Below are 19,031 nucleotides of genomic sequence, written 5' to 3'. Positions count from 1 at the left end.
GATGGGTATCGCGCAGACGATCAAGGCGTTCACGCTCTACGAGTTCGTGAAGGCGCATGCGCTGACGCTGAAGTATTTCTTCAAGCCGAAGGCGACGATCAACTATCCGTACGAGAAGAACCCGCTGTCCCCGCGCTTCCGCGGCGAGCATGCGCTGCGTCGCTACCCCAACGGCGAGGAGCGCTGCATCGCGTGCAAGCTGTGCGAGGCGGTGTGCCCGGCGCAGGCGATCACGATCGAGGCCGAGCCGCGCGACGACGGCAGCCGCCGCACGACGCGCTACGACATCGACATGACCAAGTGCATCTATTGCGGCCTGTGTCAGGAAGCGTGCCCGGTCGACGCGATCGTCGAGGGGCCGAACCTCGACTTCTCGACCGAGACGCGCGAGGAGCTGATCTACGACAAGGCCAAGCTGCTCGACAACGGCGACCGGTGGGAACGCGCGATCGCCGCGAACCTTGCCGCCGACGCGCCGTACCGGTAGGCGCTCGCGTGACATCAGGGGTCGAGATGATTTTGACGGTTTCAATCAGCGCGCGCCGCGGGCGTGCGGACGCGGGGAAGGCGCTATGATCCAGGCCATCGCCTTCTATCTGTTCGCCATCGTGGTGCTGATCTCCGGCGCGATGACGATTTCGTCGCGCAACCCGGTGCATTCGGTGCTGTGGCTGATCCTGGCGTTCTTCAACGCCGCCGGCCTGATGGTGCTGGTGGGTGCCGAGTTCATCGCGATGCTGCTGGTCATCGTCTATGTCGGCGCGGTCGCGGTGCTGTTCCTGTTCGTGGTCATGATGCTGGACATCGACTTCGCAGAGTTGCGCGCCGGGTTCGTGCGCTACTTCGGGATCGGCCTGGTGCTGGCGGTCGCGCTGGTCGCCGAGATCCTGATCGGCGTCGGCGCGTGGAGCCAGGGCGGGATCGACCTCGCGCGGCGTGCGGCGCCGACCGACCATGTCGTTCCGAACATCGTCCAGATCGGCAACCTGCTCTACACGCGCTACCTCTTCATCTTCGAGGGCGCCGGGCTGGTGCTGCTGGTCGCGATGATCGGTGCGATCGTGCTGACCCATCGCGAGCGTTCGGGGTCGCGCTATCAGAACATCGCACGGCAGAACGCGCGCCGTCCGCAGGACGCGACGCGCAACGTGCGACCGGAGATCGGTCAGGGGGTGCAGCTGTGAACGCGGCCATGTCGGGAGGCGTCGGCCTCATCCACTATCTGGTCGTGGCGGCGTTGCTGTTCACGATGGGCGTGCTGGGGATCTTCCTCAACCGCAAGAACATCATCGTTATCCTGATGGCGATCGAGCTGATCCTGCTGGCGGTGAACATCAACCTCGTCGCCTTCTCGGCCGCGCTGAACGACCTGGTCGGCCAGGTCTTCGCGATGTTCGTCCTGACCGTCGCTGCCGGCGAGGCGGCGATCGGCCTGGCCATTCTCGTCATCTTCTTCCGCGGCCGCGGCTCGATCTCGGTCGACGATCCCAGCCGGATGAAGGGGTAAGTTCCGGTGCATCCCATCCTCTTCATCGTCTTCCTGCCGCTGGTCGCGGCGATCGTCGCCGGGTTCGCGAACAAGTCGTTCGGCGCCACGCTGCCCAAGGCGATCACGACCGGCGCGTTGTTCGTCTCGTGCGCTTTGTCGTGGCCGGTGTTCATCGGCTATCTGATGGAGACCAGCACCGCGACGGTCGTGCCGGTGCTGCACTTCATCACGTCGGGCACGTTCGACGTGTCGTGGGCGCTGCGCGTCGATGCGCTGACCGCGGTCATGCTGGTCGTGATCACCAGCGTCTCGGCGCTCGTGCACCTCTATAGCTGGGGCTATATGAGCGAGGACCCGGACCAGCCGCGCTTCTTCGCCTATCTGTCGCTGTTCACCTTCGCGATGCTGATGCTGGTGACCGCGGACAATCTGATCCAGATGTTCTTCGGCTGGGAAGGCGTCGGCCTCGCCAGCTACCTGCTGATCGGGTTCTGGTTCCGCAAGCCGAGCGCCAATGCCGCGGCGATCAAGGCATTCGTCGTCAACCGCGTCGGCGATCTCGGCTTCATGCTCGGCATCTTCGGCACGTATCTGGTGTTCAACACCGTCTCGATTTCGGCGATTTTGGCCGCCGCACCGTCGATGGCGGGCTCGACGATCGGCTTCCTGTGGTTCCGCGCCGACACGATGACGGTTATCTGCCTGCTGCTGTTCGTCGGTGCGATGGGCAAGTCGGCGCAGCTCGGACTGCACACGTGGTTGCCGGACGCGATGGAAGGCCCGACCCCGGTGTCGGCGCTGATCCATGCCGCGACCATGGTCACCGCGGGCGTGTTCATGGTGTGCCGCCTGTCGCCGATGTTCGAGGTGTCGCCGACCGCGATGGGCTTCGTCACCTTCATCGGCGCGGCGACCTGCCTGTTCGCCGCAACGATCGGCACGACGCAGACCGACATCAAGCGCGTGATCGCCTATTCCACCTGTTCGCAGCTCGGCTACATGTTCTTCGCCGCCGGCGTCGGTGCCTATGGCGCGGCGATGTTCCACCTGTTCACGCACGCGTTCTTCAAGGCGCTGCTGTTCCTCGGTGCCGGCTCGGTCATCCATGCGATGCACCACGAGCAGGACATGCGCTTCTACGGCGGGCTGCGGAAGGCGATCCCGGTCACCTTCTGGGCGATGCTCCTCGGCACGCTGGCGATCACCGGCGTCGGGATCTACGGCATCGGCGGGTTCGCGGGCTATCATTCGAAGGACGCAATCATCGAAGTGGCATGGGCGGCGGGATCACCGGTCGCGTCGATGGTCGGCGTGTTCGCGGCGCTGCTGACCAGCTTCTATTCGTGGCGGCTGATGTTCCTGACCTTCTGGGGCGAGCCGCGCTGGGCGGCGTCGGAGCATATCCAGCACGCGCTGCACGACGCGCACGGGCATGGCCACGACGACCACGCGCACGACCATGGTGGCGTGCACGCGGCCGATCACGGAAGTGCGCATGCGCACGGACATGACGACGCGCATCATCCCGATCCCGCGGGCGAGGACGCCGGCCACGCGCCGCACGTCGAATCGCGCGGGTTCAACGAGATTCCGAAGGGCACCGGCGGGTACCACCCGCACGAAAGCCCGATCGTGATGCTGATCCCGCTGATCGTGCTGTCGATCGGTGCGGTCGCGGCGGGCTTCGTGTTCCATCGCTGGTTCATCGACCCGGAGAGCGCAGGCGAGTTCTGGAAGGGTGCGTTGTTCTTCAACGAGCATCTGATGCACGAGATGCACCAGGTCCCGTTGCTGGTGCAGCTGTCGGCGACGATCGTGATGCTCTCGGGCCTGCTGATCGCGTATCTGACCTACATCCGCTCGCCGGATGCGCCGGCCAGGTTCGCGGACACGTTCCAGCCGCTGTACCGCTTCCTGCTGAACAAGTGGTATTTCGACCAACTGTACCACTTCCTGTTCGTGCGCCCGGCGTTCGCGATCGGCCGCGTGCTGTGGCACCGCGGCGACGAGGGCACGATCGACCGCTTCGGGCCGAACGGCTCGGCGTGGCTGGTGCAGGCGGGTAGCCGCGCCGCCGTCCGCCTCCAGACCGGATATGTCTATACCTATGCCTTCGTCATGCTGATCGGGCTTACCGCCGCGATCACCTGGGCGATCGCGGGCTGAGCGGGGGAGAAGGAAAATGTCGTTCCCGATCCTGTCGCTGATGCTGGCGGTCCCTGCGGTCGCCGCCGTCGCCTGTCTCTTCCTTTCCGCGCCGGCCGCGCGCGTGACCGCGCTGGCCGCCACGCTGATCGACCTCGCGCTGGGCGTCGTGCTGTGGACGTCGTTCGACGTCGGCGGCGCACAATGGCAGTTCGTCGAGCACGCCCCGCTGTTCGGGCGCTTCGCCTGGGCGCTGGGCATCGACGGCTATGCGCTGTTGCTGATCGTGTTGTCCGTGTTCCTGATGCCGATCTGCATCGGGGCGAGCTGGCAGGCGATCGAGAAGCGCGTACCGGAATATATGGCGGCGTTCCTGTTCACCGAAGTGCTGATGATCGGCACCTTCGCGGCGCAGGACCTGTTCCTGTTCTACATCTTCTTCGAAGCCGGCCTGATCCCGATGTTCCTGATCATCGGCATTTGGGGCGGCGCCAACCGCATCTACGCGTCGTACAAGTTCTTCCTGTACACGCTGCTCGGCTCGCTGCTGATGTTCATCGCGATGCTGTACATGAGCATCACCGCGAACACGACCAGCATCCCGGCGCTGATGACCTACGACTTCCCGGCGAGCGTGCAGACGTGGTTGTGGCTGGCGTTCTTCGCGTCGTTCGCGGTCAAGATGCCGATGTGGCCGGTCCACACCTGGCTGCCGGACGCGCACGTCCAGGCGCCGACCGCCGGGTCGGTGATCCTGGCGGGCGTGCTCCTGAAGCTCGGCGGCTACGGCTTCCTGCGCTTCAGCCTGCCGATGTTCCCCGAAGCCTCGGCGAGCCTCGTCTGGCTGGTCTTCGGCCTGTCGGCGGTGGCGGTGATCTACACCAGCCTCGTGGCGCTGGTGCAGTCGGACATGAAGAAGCTGATCGCCTATTCGTCCGTCGCGCACATGGCGATCGTCACGATCGGGCTGTTCGCGTTCAACGCGCAGGGGATCGAGGGCGCGATGATGGTGATGCTGGGCCACGGCCTGGTGTCGGGCGCGCTGTTCCTGTGCGTCGGCGTCATCTACGACCGGCTGCACACCCGCGAGATCAGCCGCTACGGTGGCCTCGCGATCAACATGCCGCGCTACGCGATCTTCTTCCTGCTGTTCACGATGGCGTCGATCGGGCTGCCGGGCACCAGCAACTTTGTCGGCGAGATCCTGAGCCTGATGGGCACGTACCAGGTGTCGACGACGATCGCGCTGCTGTGCACGACCGGGATCATCCTGGGCGCGGCGTATATGCTCTACCTGTACCGCCGCGTCGTATGGGGTGAGATCAAGTCCGACGAGGTGCGCGCCATGTCCGACCTTAGCCCACGCGAATTGTGGCTGCTGGCGCCGATCGCGGCGGTGGTGCTGTGGATGGGCGTCTATCCGGAAAGCTTCCTGGCACCGATGCGCAAGGACACGCAGATCCTGCTGGCGCGCATCGACCGCGCGAAGCCGGCGGGTGACTCGCTGCCTACCAAGGGTGCCGGCATCGTTCCCGCCGCCCACGCCGAAACTTCTGCGCATGGGAGCGCGCACTGATGGACTATGCCGCAAACCTTGCGATGACGCTGCCCGAGCTGGTTCTCGCGCTCGGCGCCATCGCGCTGATGCTGGTCGCCGCTTGGGGCGGGCCGGCCTCGACCAAGGCGGTATCGTGGGTGTCGGTCGCGGTCCTGGCGGGCGCGCTGATCGCGCTGACCGGGCCGGCGTCGGCGGGCGGGAACGCCTTCTACGGGCTGTACCGCGCCGATGCGTTCGCCGCCTTCGCCAAGGTGCTGATCTACGTCGGCGCCGCGGTCGCGATCGTCATGGCGCCGGACTTCTTCCGCCGCACCGCGGGCGCGGACCTGCGTCCCGAATATCCGGTGCTGATCCTGCTGTCGGCGTGCGGCATGGGGATGATGGTGTCAGCGGGCGACCTGCTGACGCTGTATGTCGGGCTCGAGCTGCAGAGCCTTGCGGCTTATGTGCTGGCCAGCTTCATGCGGCAGGACACGCGGTCCGCCGAGGCCGGGCTGAAGTATTTCGTGCTCGGCGCGCTGGCGAGCGGCATCCTGCTCTACGGCATCAGCCTCGTCTACGGCTTCACGGGATCGACGCTGTTCGACGAGATCGCGGGCGCATTCGCCGCTGCCCCGCTGACGGGTGACGCGCGCTCGCTGGGGCTGCTGTTCGGGCTGGTGTTCGTGTTCGCGGGGCTGGCGTTCAAGATTTCGGCGGTGCCGTTCCACATGTGGACCCCCGACGTGTACGAGGGTGCGCCGACGCCGGTGACCGCGTTCTTCGCCTCGGCGCCCAAGGTGGCGGCGATCGCGCTGGCGGTGCGCGTCGCGGTCGAGGCGATGGGCCCGGCGGAGTTCCAGTGGCGCCAGATCGTGATCTTCGCCTCCCTCGCCTCAATTCTGCTCGGCGCGGTCGCGGCGATCGGACAGCAGAACGTCAAGCGCCTGCTCGCCTATTCGTCGATCAACAACGTCGGCTTCGCGCTGATCGGCCTGGCCGCCGGCACGCCGGAGGGCGTGGCGTCGGTGCTGACGTACATGACGATCTATCTGGCGATGACGCTGGGCAGCTTCCTGGTCGTGCTGCAGATGCGCGATGCCGACGGGCAGCCGATCGAGACGATCGCGAGCCTGGCCGGCCTGTCGCGGACCCGCCCGGGCCTGGCGGCGGCGCTGGCGATCTTCATGTTCTCGCTGGCGGGCATCCCGCCGCTGTTCGGCTTCTACGCCAAGTTCGCGGTGTTCTATGCCGCGGTGCAGGCGGGGCTGTTCCCGCTGGCGGTGGTCGGCGTCGTGTTCAGCGTGATCGGTGCCTATTACTACCTGCGCCTCGTGAAGACGATGTACTTCGACGAGCCGGCCGGCACCTTCGGCGAGGGCGACAAGCTGGAAGGCGGCCTGATCGCGGTCGCGGCGGTGTTCGTCTCGCCGCTCGGCTATCTGGCGATCCCGGCGCTGTCGGCCTGGTCGCTCGCCGCCGCCGCCAGCCTCTTCTGAGGCGGCGGCGCTGCCCCGCATCCTGACGGTACCGGCGACGGGATCGACCAACGCCGACCTGCTGGCGCTGGCCGGCGACGGCGCGGTCGACGAGGCGACGTGGCTGCGCGCCGAGCAGCAGACCGCCGGACGCGGGCGGCAGGGGCGGGCGTGGCAGTCCCCGCCCGGTAACCTCTACGCCAGCACCATCGTGCGCGTCCACGCCGGTGACCCACCGGCCGCGGGGCTGGCACTGGTCGCGGCGGTGGCGCTGGAGGAGGCGGTGCGCGGCGCGCTACCCGATGCGGGCGGGTTGCGGTTGAAGTGGCCCAACGACCTGCTGCTGGACGGCGCGAAGCTGTCGGGTGTCCTGCTGGAGCGCGGCGGCCCGCATGTCGTCGTCGGGATCGGCGTGAACGTCGCGCACCACCCGGACCTGCCCGATCGCACGACGACCAGCTTGCGGGCGGCGGGCGCGACCGACGATGCCGCCGCGCTGCTGGACCGGCTGGCGGAAGGCTTCTCGCGCTGGCTGGCGACGTGGCGCGCGGCGGGGATCGCGGCGGTCGCTACACGGTGGAGCGAGCGGGCGCATCCGGCCGGCACGGCATTGTCGGTGCACCTGCCCGATGGTGCGGCGCTGGAGGGGCGGTTCCTCGGGCTGGACGCGAGCGGTGCGCTGCTGCTCGGCTTGGCCGATGGCACGCGGCATGTCATTCATGCCGGCGACGTGTTCTTGGTCTAGGGGAGGAAGCCGATGCTGCTTGCGGTCGATGCCGGCAACACCAACATCGTCTTCGCGCTGGTCGAGCCCGCCGCGCGCGAGATCCGCGCCCGGTGGCGGATCGCGACCGACCCACGCCGCACGGCGGACGAATATGCGGTCTGGCTCAGCCAGTTGCTGACGTTGGAGGGCTATACGCGCGACGATGTGAGCGCGGTCATCATTTCCACGGTCGTGCCGCGCGCGCTCCACAATCTGGAGGTGCTGGCGAGCAAATATTTTCGTACCGATGCGCTGGTCGCGGGGCGGGCGCCGGTCGAATGGCAATTGTCGGTCGATGTGGACGAGCCGCGCAGCCTGGGCGCGGACCGCGCGGTGAACACGATCGCGGCGCACGCGCTGCACGCCGGCGATCTGATCGTCATCGATTTCGGCACCGCCACCACCTTCGACCATTCCGACTTCGACGGCGCGTACAAGGGCGGGATCATCGCGCCGGGCATCAACCTGTCGCTCGATGCGCTGGTGGCGGCGGCCGCCAAACTGCCGCGGATCGCGATCGAGGCACCCGCCACCGCCAGCGTGATCGGCCGCAACACCGTCGACCAGATGAACATCGGCATCTACTGGGGCTATATCGCGATGATCGAGGGGCTGGTCGCGCGGATGAAGCGCGAGATCGCCCGCCCGGTGAAGGTGATCGCGACCGGCGGCCTGGCCACCCTGTTCGAACAACATACGACCGCGTTCGACGCGATCGAACCCGACCTGACGATCCAGGGTCTGGCGATCATGTACGCGCGCGCCCATATCGACGCATGACCGCCACGCCGGCGCGATCGTCCGTCCTTTCCGCCCGTCGCGTTGTGATGCACGGGCCGCGGAGCCGGCGACCAAAGGAAATCAATGACACCGAAGAATAACGAGCTTCTTTTCTGCGCGCTGGGTGGATCCGGCGAAATCGGGATGAACGTCACGCTGTACGGCCATGCCGGCAAGTGGCTGATGGTCGATTGCGGCGTGACCTTCGCCGACGCGCATTACCCCGGCATCGACGTGATCCTGCCCGACCTGCGCTTCATCGAGGAGCGCATCGACGATCTGGTCGGCATCGTGCTGACCCACGGGCACGAGGATCATATCGGCGCGCTGCCGTACCTCGCCGAGGATCTGGGCGTGCCGATCTACGCCACCCCCTTCACCGCCGGGCTGGTGCGCGGCAAGCTGGAGGAGGAGCGGATCGAGGACCGGGTCAAGATCCGGCTCGTGGAGGCGCGCAAGACGTTCAAGGTCGGGCCGTTCGAGGTCGAGGTCGTTCCGCTGTCGCATTCGATCCCGGAGGCGAACGCGCTGGTGATCGCGACCCCGGCCGGCAAGGTGTTCCACACCGGCGACTGGAAGCTGGATCCGACACCGGTGATCGGCCAACCGTCGACCCCGGAGGAACTGGCGGAGATCGGCGCGGAGGGCATCGACGTCCTCGTCTGCGATTCGACCAACGTGTTCAATGCCGAGGCATCGGGCAGCGAGGCGAGCGTGCGCGAGGGGCTGGCCAAGAGCATCGCGCGGGCGCGGGGGCGCGTGGTGGTGACGACGTTCGCGTCGAACGCCGCGCGGCTCCAGACGCTGGCGCAGGTGGCCGAGGAGACCGGGCGCAAGCTGTGCGTGACCGGGCGCTCGCTGGACCGCATCATCCGCGTCGCCAAGGCGACCGGCTATCTCAAGGATTTCCCGCAGACGGTGGACGTCGACGCGGCGATGCGGCTGCCCAAGAACCGCGTGCTGATCGTGGCGACGGGCGGACAAGGCGAGGAGCGCGCGGCGCTGGCCCGGATCGCGGCGAGCAACCATCCGGTCGCGCTCGACATGGGCGACATGGTGATCTTCTCGTCCAAGCAGATCCCCGGCAACGAGGTCGCGATCGGGCGCATCCAGAACCAGCTCGCCGCCAAGGGCGTCGAGATGGTCACCGAGAAGCAGGCGCACGTGCACGTGTCGGGCCACCCGGGGCGTCCGGAACTCGCCAGGATGTACGGCTGGATCCGTCCGACCTCGCTGGTGCCGGTGCACGGTGAGATGCGGCACCTGATGGAGCATGCGCGCTACGGCCTGTCGCAAGGCATCGAGAACGCGCTGGTGCAGACCGACGGTGATCTGGTGCGGCTGGCCCCCGGCGCGCCGAAGAAGATCGGCAACGTCGCGATCGGGCGGCTGGTGCTGGACGGCGACGTGATCCTGCCGGCGGACGGCAGCACGATCAACGAGCGGCGCCGGATCGCGGTGAACGGGCAGATCTCGGTCGGGATCGCGGTCGATCGCAACGGGCGCGCCGGCGGCACGCCCGAGGTCCGCGTGCAGGGCGTGCCGGTCGAGGAGGAGCGCGAGCCGTTCCTGGCCGAGGCGGCCGATGCCGCGGCCGAAGCGATGGCCGGGCGTCCGCGCGACCGCGAGCGGCTGCGCGAGGACGTGCGGCTGGCGGTGCGCAAGGTCGCGACGCGCTGGACCGGCAAGAAGCCGATCGTCGATGTCGTGATCGTGCAGGTCTGATGCCCTGGCGGGTGCGCTGAGATGCGGTGGACGTCGCTGCTGGCGATCTACATCCTGTTCTGGGCCTTTTCGGTGTTCCTCGTCCTGCCGTTCGGGGTGCGAACCTCGGCGGAGGCGGGGGAGGCCGCGATGCCCGGCACCGCGGAAAGCGCACCGCATGAGTTCTCGCTCCGGCGCGTGCTGATCCGCACCACGATCGTGGCGACCGTGCTGTTCGCGCTGTTCGTGGCCAATTACGAATACGGCTGGGTGACGGCGGCGTCGCTGGACGTACTGGACGTCGCCAATGCGGTCGACTGACGCGGTTTGTGGCGCGCGCAGGCGCACGGGTGCAGGGCCGGCGCATGAGCGACGCTGACGATCCCCGCCTGACCGACGCGAGCGGCCACACATGGCCGCGGCTGTCCCCGCTGTCGACCGGCGCGCGCGGGCGGTGTCCGCGCTGCGGCAAGGGGGCGCTGTTCCGCGGGTTCCTGTCGATCCGCGATCGATGCGCGGTCTGCGGGCTGGATTACGGCTATGCCGATCCCGCCGACGGGCCGGCGGTGTTCGTGCAGCTGTTCGCCTGCCTGCCCGGGGTGATCTTCACGCTGATGCTGGAGATCGTCGCCAGCCCGCCGTGGTGGGTGCATCTGGTCGTCAGCCTGCCGGTGCTGCTGGTCAGCACGGTGCTGCCGCTGCGTCCGATCAAGGGGTGGCTGGTGGCGAGCCAATTCTACTTCAAGGCGCGTGAGGGGCGGCTGGTCCGGGACGAATAGCGCTTTCGCACCATGCTCCGACGCGGCTGGTCTTCGGCGACGAACGCTGGACGGCGACCGCGACGATGCGCGGGTGCGGCCGTGGGCGGCATGGCGGGCGAAGGCGGACCGGAAGGAAACCGCCCCAAAGGTCGCAATTGACGGCGTCGGCTAAAGCGCTTCAGTTGCACGAATGAGCAATCCCCGATCATTCCGGCTGACCCGTCGCACATGCCTGGGCGGGGGGCTGGCGCTGGGGGCGTTGCCGATCCGGGCGTATGCCGATGCTGCCCCGACGACGCCGTGGGTGGGTACCTATGTGGGCGAAGGCGGGGCGGGGCTGGTCCCGCTGCGTCGGGAGGGCGCGGCATGGCGCGCGGGCGCGGCGGTCGCGGCGATCCGCAACGCGTCGTTCGCCGTTCGGGGACGGACCGGTCGCCGCTACATTCTCGACGAACAGCGCGATGGCGGGCTGGCGGTCTACGATCCGGGCTTTGCGCGGCTGGCGCAGGTCGCCACGCTCGGCGCCGACCCGTGCCATGTCGCGCTGTCGCCGGATGGCGCCGCGCTGGCGGTCGCCAATTACTCGAGCGGGAGCGTGGCCCTCTGGTCGCTCGATCGCGCCACCGGGTTGCCCGACGGCCGCGCGCAGCTGGTGCGACACGAAGGGCGCGGCCCCGACGCCGAGCGCCAGGCCGCGCCGCACGCGCATTGGGTCGGCTTCGCTGATCGCGGGCGGATGCTCCACGCGGTCGACCTTGGCGCCGACGCGATCTTCGCGCATCGCCTCGCGCCCGGCGCTAGCGGGATCGCGGACACGGCGATCGCCTATCGCGCGGTGCCGGGATCCGGCCCGCGGCATCTGGCGCGCCATCCGCGCCTGCCGATCGCCTATCTGGTCGCGGAGCTGGCCAATACCGTGACCGTCCTGCGCGCGGCGCGTGACGGGACGTTCGCCGCGCAGGCGGTCGTCCCGACGCTGCCGAGGGGGTTTGCCGGTGCCTCCTATGCAGGGCATATCGCGCTCGATGCCGCGGGTACGCGCCTGTACGTCTCCAATCGCGGGCACGACAGCGTCGCCACGTTCGCAGTCGATGCGCGCGGCGCGCTGACGCTGCTCGGGCATGTCGGATGCGGGGGGCATTGGCCGCGTCACCTGCGCCTGTTCGAGCGATCCGGCGAGATGCTGGTCGCCAACCAGCGGTCCGGCGATGTCGCGCGGCTGCCGCTCGGCCGCGACGGCGTGCCGCTGCCGCCCACCCAGGTCGTGCCGGTGCCCGCCGCGGCTTTCGTCGGCGAGTGACGGAGACGCGCGCATGATCCTTCTGTCGATCGTCGCGGCGCTTGCGGTGCTGATCGTCCTGGTGACGCTGCGCGCGCCGCCGTTCCTGGCGTTCGTCATCGCCGCGCTGTTCGCCGCGCTGCTGCTCGGCGTCCCGTTGGCGCGCATCCCGACCGCGATCGAGAAGGGGATCGGCGACACGATCGGGCCGGTCGTCATCACGATCGTGCTCGGCGCGTTCCTGGGCAAGCTGATCGCGGACAGCGGCGCGGCGCAGCGGATCGCCGATACGTTGATCGGCTGGTGCGGCCCGTCGCGGCTGCCGATCGCGATGGCGGCGACCGGTTTCCTGGTCGGCATCCCGTTGTTCTACAATGTCGGCTTCGTGTTGATGGTGCCGCTGATCTTCTCGATCGTGCTGCGTTCGGGATTGCCCGCGGTCCATGTCGGCATCCCGCTGCTGGCCGGCCTGTCGATCGCGCACGGCTTCCTGCCGCCGCATCCCTCGCCGACCGCGGTGGTGGTGCAATTGGGCGCCGACCTCGGCGTCACGCTGATCTACGGGTTGATCGTCGGCATCCCGACGCTGGCGATCGCCGGGCCGCTGTTCGCGACGACGCTGAAGGGGATCGCGACGCCGCCGTCACCGTTGTTCGAGGCGGCTGCCAGCGCGCGCGAGCACGCGGTGCCCGGGCGCGTCGCCAGCTTCGCCTGCGCGCTGCTGCCCGTCGTGCTGATCGCGGGCGCCACCGCGCTGCACTATGCGGCGCTGCCGGCCGCCGTCGCCGCTGCGATCGCGTTCGTGGGGCACCCGACCAACGTGCTGCTGCTGTCGATTGCGATCGGGATCGTCTGGCTGGGGCGCAGCGCGGGGCTGACCCGTGCCGAGATCATGGACGGTTTCGCGGTGGCGATCCGCGACATCGCGCCGATCCTGCTCATCATCGCGGGTGCTGGCGCGCTGAAGCAGGTGCTGGTCGAAAGCGGCGCGGACAAGGTCGTGGCGGCGCAGCTCGCCGGGCTGCCGTTGCCGCCGCTGGCGCTCGGGTGGCTGCTGGCGTGCGTGATCCGCATCGCGGTCGGCTCGGCGACGGTCGCCGGCTTGTCGGCGGGCGGGCTGATCCAGCCGGTGATCGTGGCGACCGGCGCCGACGCCAACCTGATGGTGCTGGCGATCGGCGCGGGCAGCCTGATGTGCAGCCACGTCAATGATTCCGGCTTCTGGATGTTCAAGGAGTATTTCGGGCTGTCGCTGCGCGATACGTTCCGGTCGTGGTCGCTGATGGAGACGCTGGTCGGTGTCTTCGGGTTGCTCTTCGTCCTGCTGCTCGACGCGGTCCTGCGCGCCGCTTAGGGCGTTTTCCGGCCGACCTGAGTCGAAGAGGGATTCACACGGGCGCGCTGATCTGATTCACAGTGCTGGCTGGATGGAGGCCGGCATGGATGGGCAAGCCGTTGTCGATGGATCTTCGGTCGCGAGCACTGGCCGCGGTTGACGAGGGGATGAGTTGCCGGGCTGCGGCGCGGCGGTTCGGGGTGGCGGCCGCGACGGTGATCCGCTGGCACGACCAGCGCCGCATCACGGGTGGCTATGCCGCCAAGGCGCAGGGCGGGGACACGCGGTCGCGTCGGATCGAGGCGCATGCGCCCACGATCCTGGCGCTGCACGAAGCGCGGCGCGACATCACGCTGGACGAATTGCGCCGGGAGCTGGGCCAGGCGGGCGTGGCAGTGGCGATCTCGACGCTGCATCGCTTCTTCGCCCGCCACGGGATCACGCGCAAAAAAAGACCGGCCATGCGGTCGAGCAGGACCGCGCCGACATCCTGAGCCAGCGCGAGGCCTGGTTCGATGGGCAGCTCGATCTCGACCCCGCGCGGCTGGTGTTCATCGATGAGACGTGGACAGCAACCAACATGACGCGCAGCCACGGCCGATGCCGGCGGGGCGAGCGGCTGCGGATGGGCTACCCGCACGGCCACCGCAAGACGACCACGCTGGTCGCAGGCCTGCGCATGACCGGTATGGTCGCGCCGATGGTGCTCGATGGCCCGATCAACGGCGACTGGTTCGAGGCCTATGTCCGACATGTCCTCGTGCCCGACCTCGGATGCGGCGACGTGGTCATCATGGACAACCTGTCCAGCCACAAGCGCGCCAGCATCCGCGACTTGATCGAGGCGGCCGGTGCACGGCTCATGTTCCTTCCGCCCTACAGCCCCGACTTCAACCCCATCGAAAAGGCGTTCGCCCGCCTAAAGGCCATGCTCCGCAAAGCCGGAGAGCGGACCGTCTCCGGCCTGTGGTCTCTCATCGGCAGATTGGTCGACCTATTCCAGCCGCTGGAATGTGCCAACTACTTCAGCTCCTGCGGCTATGACCTAGACTGAATGGAAAACGCTCTAGGGCGCGCGCTTCGTGCGATAGCGGTCGAACCAGGCCACGATCGCCGACGCCTTGGCGGCCGATTGCGAGGGGCGCGCCGTGAAGCCGCCGTGGCTGGCGCCGGGCACCTTGACCAGCGCGGTCGGCACGCCACGGATCTGGAGCGCGGCATAATATTGCTCCGCCTCGCTGACCGGCGTGCGGTAATCCTCGCTGCCGACCACCACCAGCGTCGGCGTCCTGACGTTGCCGACCAGGCTGAGCGGCGAGCGGTTCCAGTAGCTCATCGGATCCTCCCACGGCAATTTCGTGAACCAGTAGCGCGAGGTGAAGAGCGTATTGTCCATGGTCAGCGCCTCGCTGACCCAGTTGATGACCGGCTTCTGCGTCGCGGCGGCCTTGAAGCGGTCGGTCTTGCCGACGATCCACGCGGTCAGCACGCCGCCGCCCGACCCGCCGGTGACGAAGAGGTTGTCGGGATCGGCGGTGCCGTCCGCGATGGCGGCGTCGACTGCCGCGATCAGGTCTTCGTAATCGGCGGAAGGATAGTTCTTGTCGATCAGGTTCGCGAACTCGGCCCCGTAGGAGGTCGAGCCGCGCGGGTTGGTCCACATCACGGCATAGCCCGCGGCGGCATAGAGCTGCACGTCGGTCGCGAAGCTCGGGCCATAGGCGCTGTTCGGCCCGCCGTGGATCTCGAGGATCAGCGGCACGCGCGTGCCGGCCACGCGGCCGGGCGGGGTGGCGAGCCAGGCGTCGATCGGGCGGCCATCCGGCGCGGTGACCGCGATCTTGCGGACCGGGGCGAGTGCCTTGGCGGCGGTCATCACCGCGTTCAGCTGCGTCAGGCGGCGCGGCGTGCCGCCGCTCCATACCCAGACGTCGGCGGGCGCACCGGCATCGCCGCCGGTATAGGCGATCGTTCCGCCTTTCGAGACCGAGAAGTCGCCGCCGGTGTACGGCCGGTCGAGCCCGCCGCCCGCGACATTGTCGATCAACGGCCGGACGCGCCCGTCCATCCCGATCCGCGCGATGCGGCGCTGGCCGTGATCGTCGTAGCTGGCGTAGAGGCTTCGGCCATCCGCCGCCCACACCGCCTCCTCGATCGCGCGGTCGAGCGGCGCGGTGAGCGAGCGCGGGTTCGCCGCCGCGCGGTCCCCGACGTACAATTGCGTGTTCTCATAGCTGCGGCGCCTGTCGTCGAAGCCGAGCCACGCGATCCGCATCCCGTCCGGCGAGACGCGCGGCTGCCCATCCGGGCCGTCGCGCGTCGTCAGCGTGCGCAGCGTCGCACTGTCGACGTCGACCGCCATCACGTCGGAGTTCATCACCTGTCGGTCCGCCTCCGGGCCGCGGATCGCCGCGAACACGATCGCGCGCCCGTCCGGTGTCCACGACAGCGGCCCGCCGTCGTCGAACGCGCCGAACGTGAGCTGCCGCGCCGCGCCGCCGTCCGCCGCCACGACGAACAGATGGTCGCGCCCCGGCTTGACGTAGCCGGGGCCGTCGTTGCGGTAGTTCACGCGGTCGATGACGGTCAGCGGCTCGGCCCATTTCGCGCCCTCGGGCTTGGGCGGCGCCTTGCCGAGCGTCGTCGCCTCCCCCGCGACCGTGGCGACATAGGCGAGGCGGGTGCCGTCCGGCGACCAGGCGAGCGCCTGCGGATCGCCGGGAAAGCCGGTGACGCGCGCGCTCGCCCCGGTCGCCAGCCAGCGGACGAACAGCTGCGAACCGTTACCGTCACTCGCGACATAGGCGATGCGCGTGCCGTCGGGCGACCAGCGCGGGCTCGATCCTTGTGCGGCGAACGGCGACTGCCGCCCGCTCGCCACGTCGATCAGCCACAGCGACGACTGCATCCGGTCGGTCATGATGTCGGCGGTGCGGCGGACATAGACGATCGTCCGCCCGTCCGGGCTGATCTGCGGATCGGCGGCGATCGACAGGCCGAACAGGTCGCTGCCGGTGAAGGCGCGGGTCGGTGCGTCGGCAGGCGCGGCGTTGGGTTGCTGCTGTGCCGCGGCGGGGGCGGCGGCGAGCAGGGCGAGAGCGAGCGACAGGCGCAAAGCGTTGGTCCTTACCTGGGGGCGGGTCAGTCGGCGGTCTTCACGATCGTGCCGCGGTGCATGACGAAGTCGACGTGTTCCAGCCGGGTGACGTCGTCGAGCGGCGAGCCGCGCACCGCGATGATGTCGGCGGTCTTGCCGGGCGCCAGCGTGCCGATGTCGTCGCGGCCGAGCAGGTCGGCGGCGCCCACGGTCGCGGCGGCGATCGCCTGCCCCGGCGTCAGGCCGTTCCTGACCAGCAGCGCGAACTCGGTGGCATTGTCGCCGTGCTTCGACACGCCGGTGTCGGTGCCGAACGCGACCTTCACCCCGGCGGCATAGGCGCGGCGATGGTTGGCGGCCATGGCTGCGGCGGCCTGCTCCGCCTTGGCGATCGTGGCGGGGGGCAGCACGCCGCCGCGCGCCTGCGCCAGCGCGGCGACCGGCGCGATCTCGGTCGGGACCAGATACGCGCCTTTGGCCTTGAACAGCCGGATGGTCTCGTCATCGAGGAACGTGCCGTGCTCGATCGAATCGACCCCGGCCTCCAGCGCGGCCTTCGTACCCTCGGCGGCGTGGCTGTGCGCGGCGACCTTGCGGCCCAGCGCGTGCGCGGTGTCGATGACCGCGCGCATCTCCTCGGGCGTCATCGCGCGGCCCAGGCCGCCGCTGACGTTCGACAGCACGCCCCCGGTCGCGGCGAACTTGATGACCTTCGCGCCCAGACCGACCTGCGCGCGCACCGCGCGGCGACAATCGTCGGGGCCGTCGCACAGGTTGATCTCGTGCGCGTGCGCCGCCTCGGCCCATTCCTCCGCCAGTCCGTTGCCGGCGTCGCCGTGGCCGCCGGTCACCGAGATCATCTCGCCGGCGTTGGTGATCGTCGGCCCCTCGACCGTGCCGGCGTCGATCGCATCGCGCAGCGCGCGGATACCGCGCGGGTCGCCGCCCAAATCGCGAACCGAGGTGAAGCCGGCGTTCAGCGTCGTGCGCGCATTGGCGACCGCGGTCATCTCGTCGTCGAAGCGGTCGCGGGTCAGCGCGCCCAGCCGCGCCTTCATCGGGTCGCCACCGATCCCCCACAGATGGACGTGCATGTCGACCAGACCCGGCAGCACGAAGGCGCTGCGCAGGTCGACCACGCGCGCACCCGCCTCCGGCGCCACGAAGCCGTCGCGCAGTTCCGCGACCTTCCCGTCGCGCACCACGATCGTCGTCGCGCCGCGCGGCGCCTGGCCCGGGCGGTCGAGCAATGCGCCCGCCTGAATATAGACCGGCGCTGCCTGTTGCGGCTGCGCCATGGCCGGCACCGCCAGCGTCGCGGCCAGCGCAAGGACCCATGCTTTCACGATCAGATGCTCCCCGTTTTTCCGCATCGTTGCGGACAAGTCGCGGCAAGGCAAGCGGATTGCCAGCCGCGAGCGCGAGCGGTTCAGCGCGCCGCCGGTGCGGTGTCGGTCGTGTCGGTGCGGCGCAGCAGGTCGGTCAGGTCCTGCTTCCAGAACCGCGCGGCGGTGTGCGTGCCATGACCGCGCGTGTCGTCGGTTTCCGGGATCAGCCGGAACCGCGCATCCTTCATGCGCGCGACCGCGCGCTGCGGATAGTCGAGGGTGCGCGGGTTGATGAAGTCGTCGGCCGAATTGATCCAGGTCGTCGGCGCGGTGATCGCCTCCAGCCGCGGCCACGGATCGTAGCTGCGCGATGCCTCGACCTGATAGATCAGGTCGTTGGCGTCAGTCGCCGCGATCGCCGCCGCCACCCGCTCGCGCGCGAACGCCTCGGCCGCGTCGCGCCCGGGATATCTGGCCTGAAAGTAGAGCGGGGCGGCGCCCGCGACGAACAGCAGGCTGGCGGCGGTGCGCAGCCCCTGCGTCGGCGGCGCGCGGTACTCGCCGCCCGCCCAGGCGGGGTCGGCCCTGATCCCGTCGATCGCCAGCGTGCGCCACATGCGGTTGAGACCGGCGATCTCGACCGGCTCGCACGCCAGCGGCATCAACGCGCGCGAAAAGGCGGGGTAGGTCTCGCCCCAGACCAGGCTGTGCATGCAGCCCATCGACGTCCCCATGATCAGCCGCATGCGACGGATCCCCAGCCCGTCGTGCAGCAGGCGATACTGCGCCGCGACCATGTCGTCGTAGGTATATCGCGGGAAGCGCATGTGCAGGCCGTCGGACGGCTTGGACGACTTGCCGTGGCCGATACCGTCCGGAAGGATGATCCAGTAGCGCGTGATGTCGAGCGGCTGTCCGGGGCCGTAGAGTTCGTCGGCGAACGACGGATTGAGGAACTGGCGCCCGGTGCCGCCGGTGCCGTGGAGCACCATCACGGCATTGTCGATCTCGCCGCGCGCATTGCGGTGCGGCGACCCGAGCGTGGTGTAGTTGATGCGCAGCTTCGGCAGCGTCTCTCCCGAGCGGAAGCGGAAATCCTCGATGGTGAACTGCGCGTCGCGCGCCGGCCAGCGCGGCGTTGACACGGCGGGGGTGGTCGCAGGCGTCAGCGGCGTCTGCGCGGCGGCGGCTTGCAGGATCAGCAGTGCGATAAGGGAGATCATGCCGCATCGTCGCGCCTGAGTGGCCGGCGTGCAAGCATGTCCTTGATGTGCCGCATCGCCGGGCGGCGGGGCCGGTGGACACGGCGCGCGGCGATGGTAAACATCGCA

General features: G+C 69.0%; 17 protein-coding genes. 14 read left to right on the top strand and 3 right to left on the bottom strand.

The window, feature by feature from the left end:
• Position 1 precedes the first annotated feature (1 nt).
• From nuoI to J2Y58_RS04740, 14 genes are all read left to right on the top strand, one after another.
• Entirely contained in the window at positions 2 to 487 is a 486-nt protein-coding gene (gene nuoI, locus J2Y58_RS04805) for an NADH-quinone oxidoreductase subunit NuoI (protein WP_184038686.1), read from the top strand.
• A gap of 85 nt (positions 488 to 572) precedes the next feature.
• A complete protein-coding gene (locus J2Y58_RS04800; protein WP_310099428.1) occupies positions 573 to 1,184 on the top strand; it encodes an NADH-quinone oxidoreductase subunit J in 612 nt (203 codons plus the stop codon).
• An 8-nt stretch (positions 1,185 to 1,192) separates the two neighbouring features.
• A complete protein-coding gene (gene nuoK / locus J2Y58_RS04795) occupies positions 1,193 to 1,507 on the top strand; it encodes an NADH-quinone oxidoreductase subunit NuoK (protein ID WP_132910444.1) in 315 nt (104 codons plus the stop codon).
• A 6-nt stretch (positions 1,508 to 1,513) separates the two neighbouring features.
• Positions 1,514 to 3,655: an NADH-quinone oxidoreductase subunit L gene (nuoL, locus tag J2Y58_RS04790; RefSeq protein ID WP_310099417.1), complete on the top strand. Its 2,142-nt coding sequence runs from the start codon at positions 1,514 to 1,516 to the stop codon at positions 3,653 to 3,655.
• Between the two features lie 16 nt (positions 3,656 to 3,671).
• On the top strand, positions 3,672 to 5,210 hold the full coding sequence (locus J2Y58_RS04785) for an NADH-quinone oxidoreductase subunit M (protein WP_310099414.1): 1,539 nt from the start codon (positions 3,672 to 3,674) through the stop codon (positions 5,208 to 5,210).
• Positions 5,210 to 6,670 (top strand): NADH-quinone oxidoreductase subunit NuoN, encoded by a 1,461-nt coding sequence (gene nuoN / locus J2Y58_RS04780; protein ID WP_310099412.1) that lies wholly within the window; start codon positions 5,210 to 5,212, stop codon positions 6,668 to 6,670. The genes J2Y58_RS04785 and nuoN overlap by 1 nt, the downstream gene beginning before the upstream one ends.
• Positions 6,612 to 7,394, top strand: coding sequence for a biotin--[acetyl-CoA-carboxylase] ligase (locus J2Y58_RS04775; RefSeq protein WP_310099621.1), 783 nt, complete (start codon positions 6,612 to 6,614; stop codon positions 7,392 to 7,394). Before nuoN ends, J2Y58_RS04775 begins: the two co-directional genes overlap by 59 nt.
• 12 nt (positions 7,395 to 7,406) lie before the next feature.
• Positions 7,407 to 8,195 carry a type III pantothenate kinase gene (locus J2Y58_RS04770; protein ID WP_310099409.1) on the top strand — a complete coding sequence of 263 codons (789 nt, stop codon included), beginning with the start codon at positions 7,407 to 7,409 and terminating at the stop codon, positions 8,193 to 8,195.
• 84 nt (positions 8,196 to 8,279) lie between these two features.
• Positions 8,280 to 9,920, top strand: a complete 1,641-nt coding sequence (locus tag J2Y58_RS04765) for a ribonuclease J (protein ID WP_310099405.1) — start codon at positions 8,280 to 8,282, stop codon at positions 9,918 to 9,920.
• A gap of 21 nt (positions 9,921 to 9,941) precedes the next feature.
• Positions 9,942 to 10,220: a DUF1467 family protein gene (locus tag J2Y58_RS04760; protein WP_310099400.1), complete on the top strand. Its 279-nt coding sequence runs from the start codon at positions 9,942 to 9,944 to the stop codon at positions 10,218 to 10,220.
• A 44-nt stretch (positions 10,221 to 10,264) separates the two neighbouring features.
• Entirely contained in the window at positions 10,265 to 10,678 is a 414-nt protein-coding gene (locus J2Y58_RS04755; protein WP_310099397.1) for a DUF983 domain-containing protein, read from the top strand.
• A gap of 172 nt (positions 10,679 to 10,850) precedes the next feature.
• Entirely contained in the window at positions 10,851 to 11,960 is a 1,110-nt protein-coding gene (locus tag J2Y58_RS04750) for a beta-propeller fold lactonase family protein (RefSeq protein ID WP_310099395.1), read from the top strand.
• 13 nt (positions 11,961 to 11,973) lie between these two features.
• Complete coding sequence (locus J2Y58_RS04745; RefSeq protein WP_310099393.1) at positions 11,974 to 13,293, top strand: gluconate:H+ symporter; 1,320 nt, start codon at positions 11,974 to 11,976, stop codon at positions 13,291 to 13,293.
• Positions 13,294 to 13,382: 89 nt separating this feature from the next.
• Positions 13,383 to 14,329, top strand: a protein-coding gene (locus J2Y58_RS04740; RefSeq protein WP_310099390.1) for an IS630 family transposase whose coding sequence is annotated in 2 segments (ribosomal slippage) — positions 13,383 to 13,719 and positions 13,719 to 14,329 — 948 coding nt in all. Because the reading frame shifts where the segments join, the coding sequence is not laid out codon by codon here.
• A gap of 12 nt (positions 14,330 to 14,341) precedes the next feature.
• Here J2Y58_RS04740 and J2Y58_RS04735 read toward each other — a convergent pair.
• From J2Y58_RS04735 to J2Y58_RS04725, 3 genes are all read right to left on the bottom strand, one after another.
• Positions 14,342 to 16,390 carry a S9 family peptidase gene (locus J2Y58_RS04735; protein WP_310099386.1) on the bottom strand — a complete coding sequence of 683 codons (2,049 nt, stop codon included), beginning with the start codon at positions 16,388 to 16,390 and terminating at the stop codon, positions 14,342 to 14,344.
• Between the two features lie 26 nt (positions 16,391 to 16,416).
• A complete protein-coding gene (locus J2Y58_RS04730) occupies positions 16,417 to 17,718 on the bottom strand; it encodes an amidohydrolase family protein (RefSeq protein ID WP_310099383.1) in 1,302 nt (433 codons plus the stop codon).
• Positions 17,719 to 17,801: 83 nt separating this feature from the next.
• A complete protein-coding gene (locus J2Y58_RS04725) occupies positions 17,802 to 18,923 on the bottom strand; it encodes an alpha/beta fold hydrolase (protein WP_310099381.1) in 1,122 nt (373 codons plus the stop codon).
• Positions 18,924 to 19,031 lie beyond the last annotated feature (108 nt).

Origin of the sequence: Sphingomonas sp. BE138 (assembly GCF_031456125.1) — a bacterium.
Taxonomy (GTDB): Bacteria; Pseudomonadota; Alphaproteobacteria; order Sphingomonadales; family Sphingomonadaceae; genus Sphingomonas.
The sequence above is the reverse complement of the archived record's forward strand: the minus strand, read 5'-3'. Positions and strand labels throughout refer to the sequence as shown.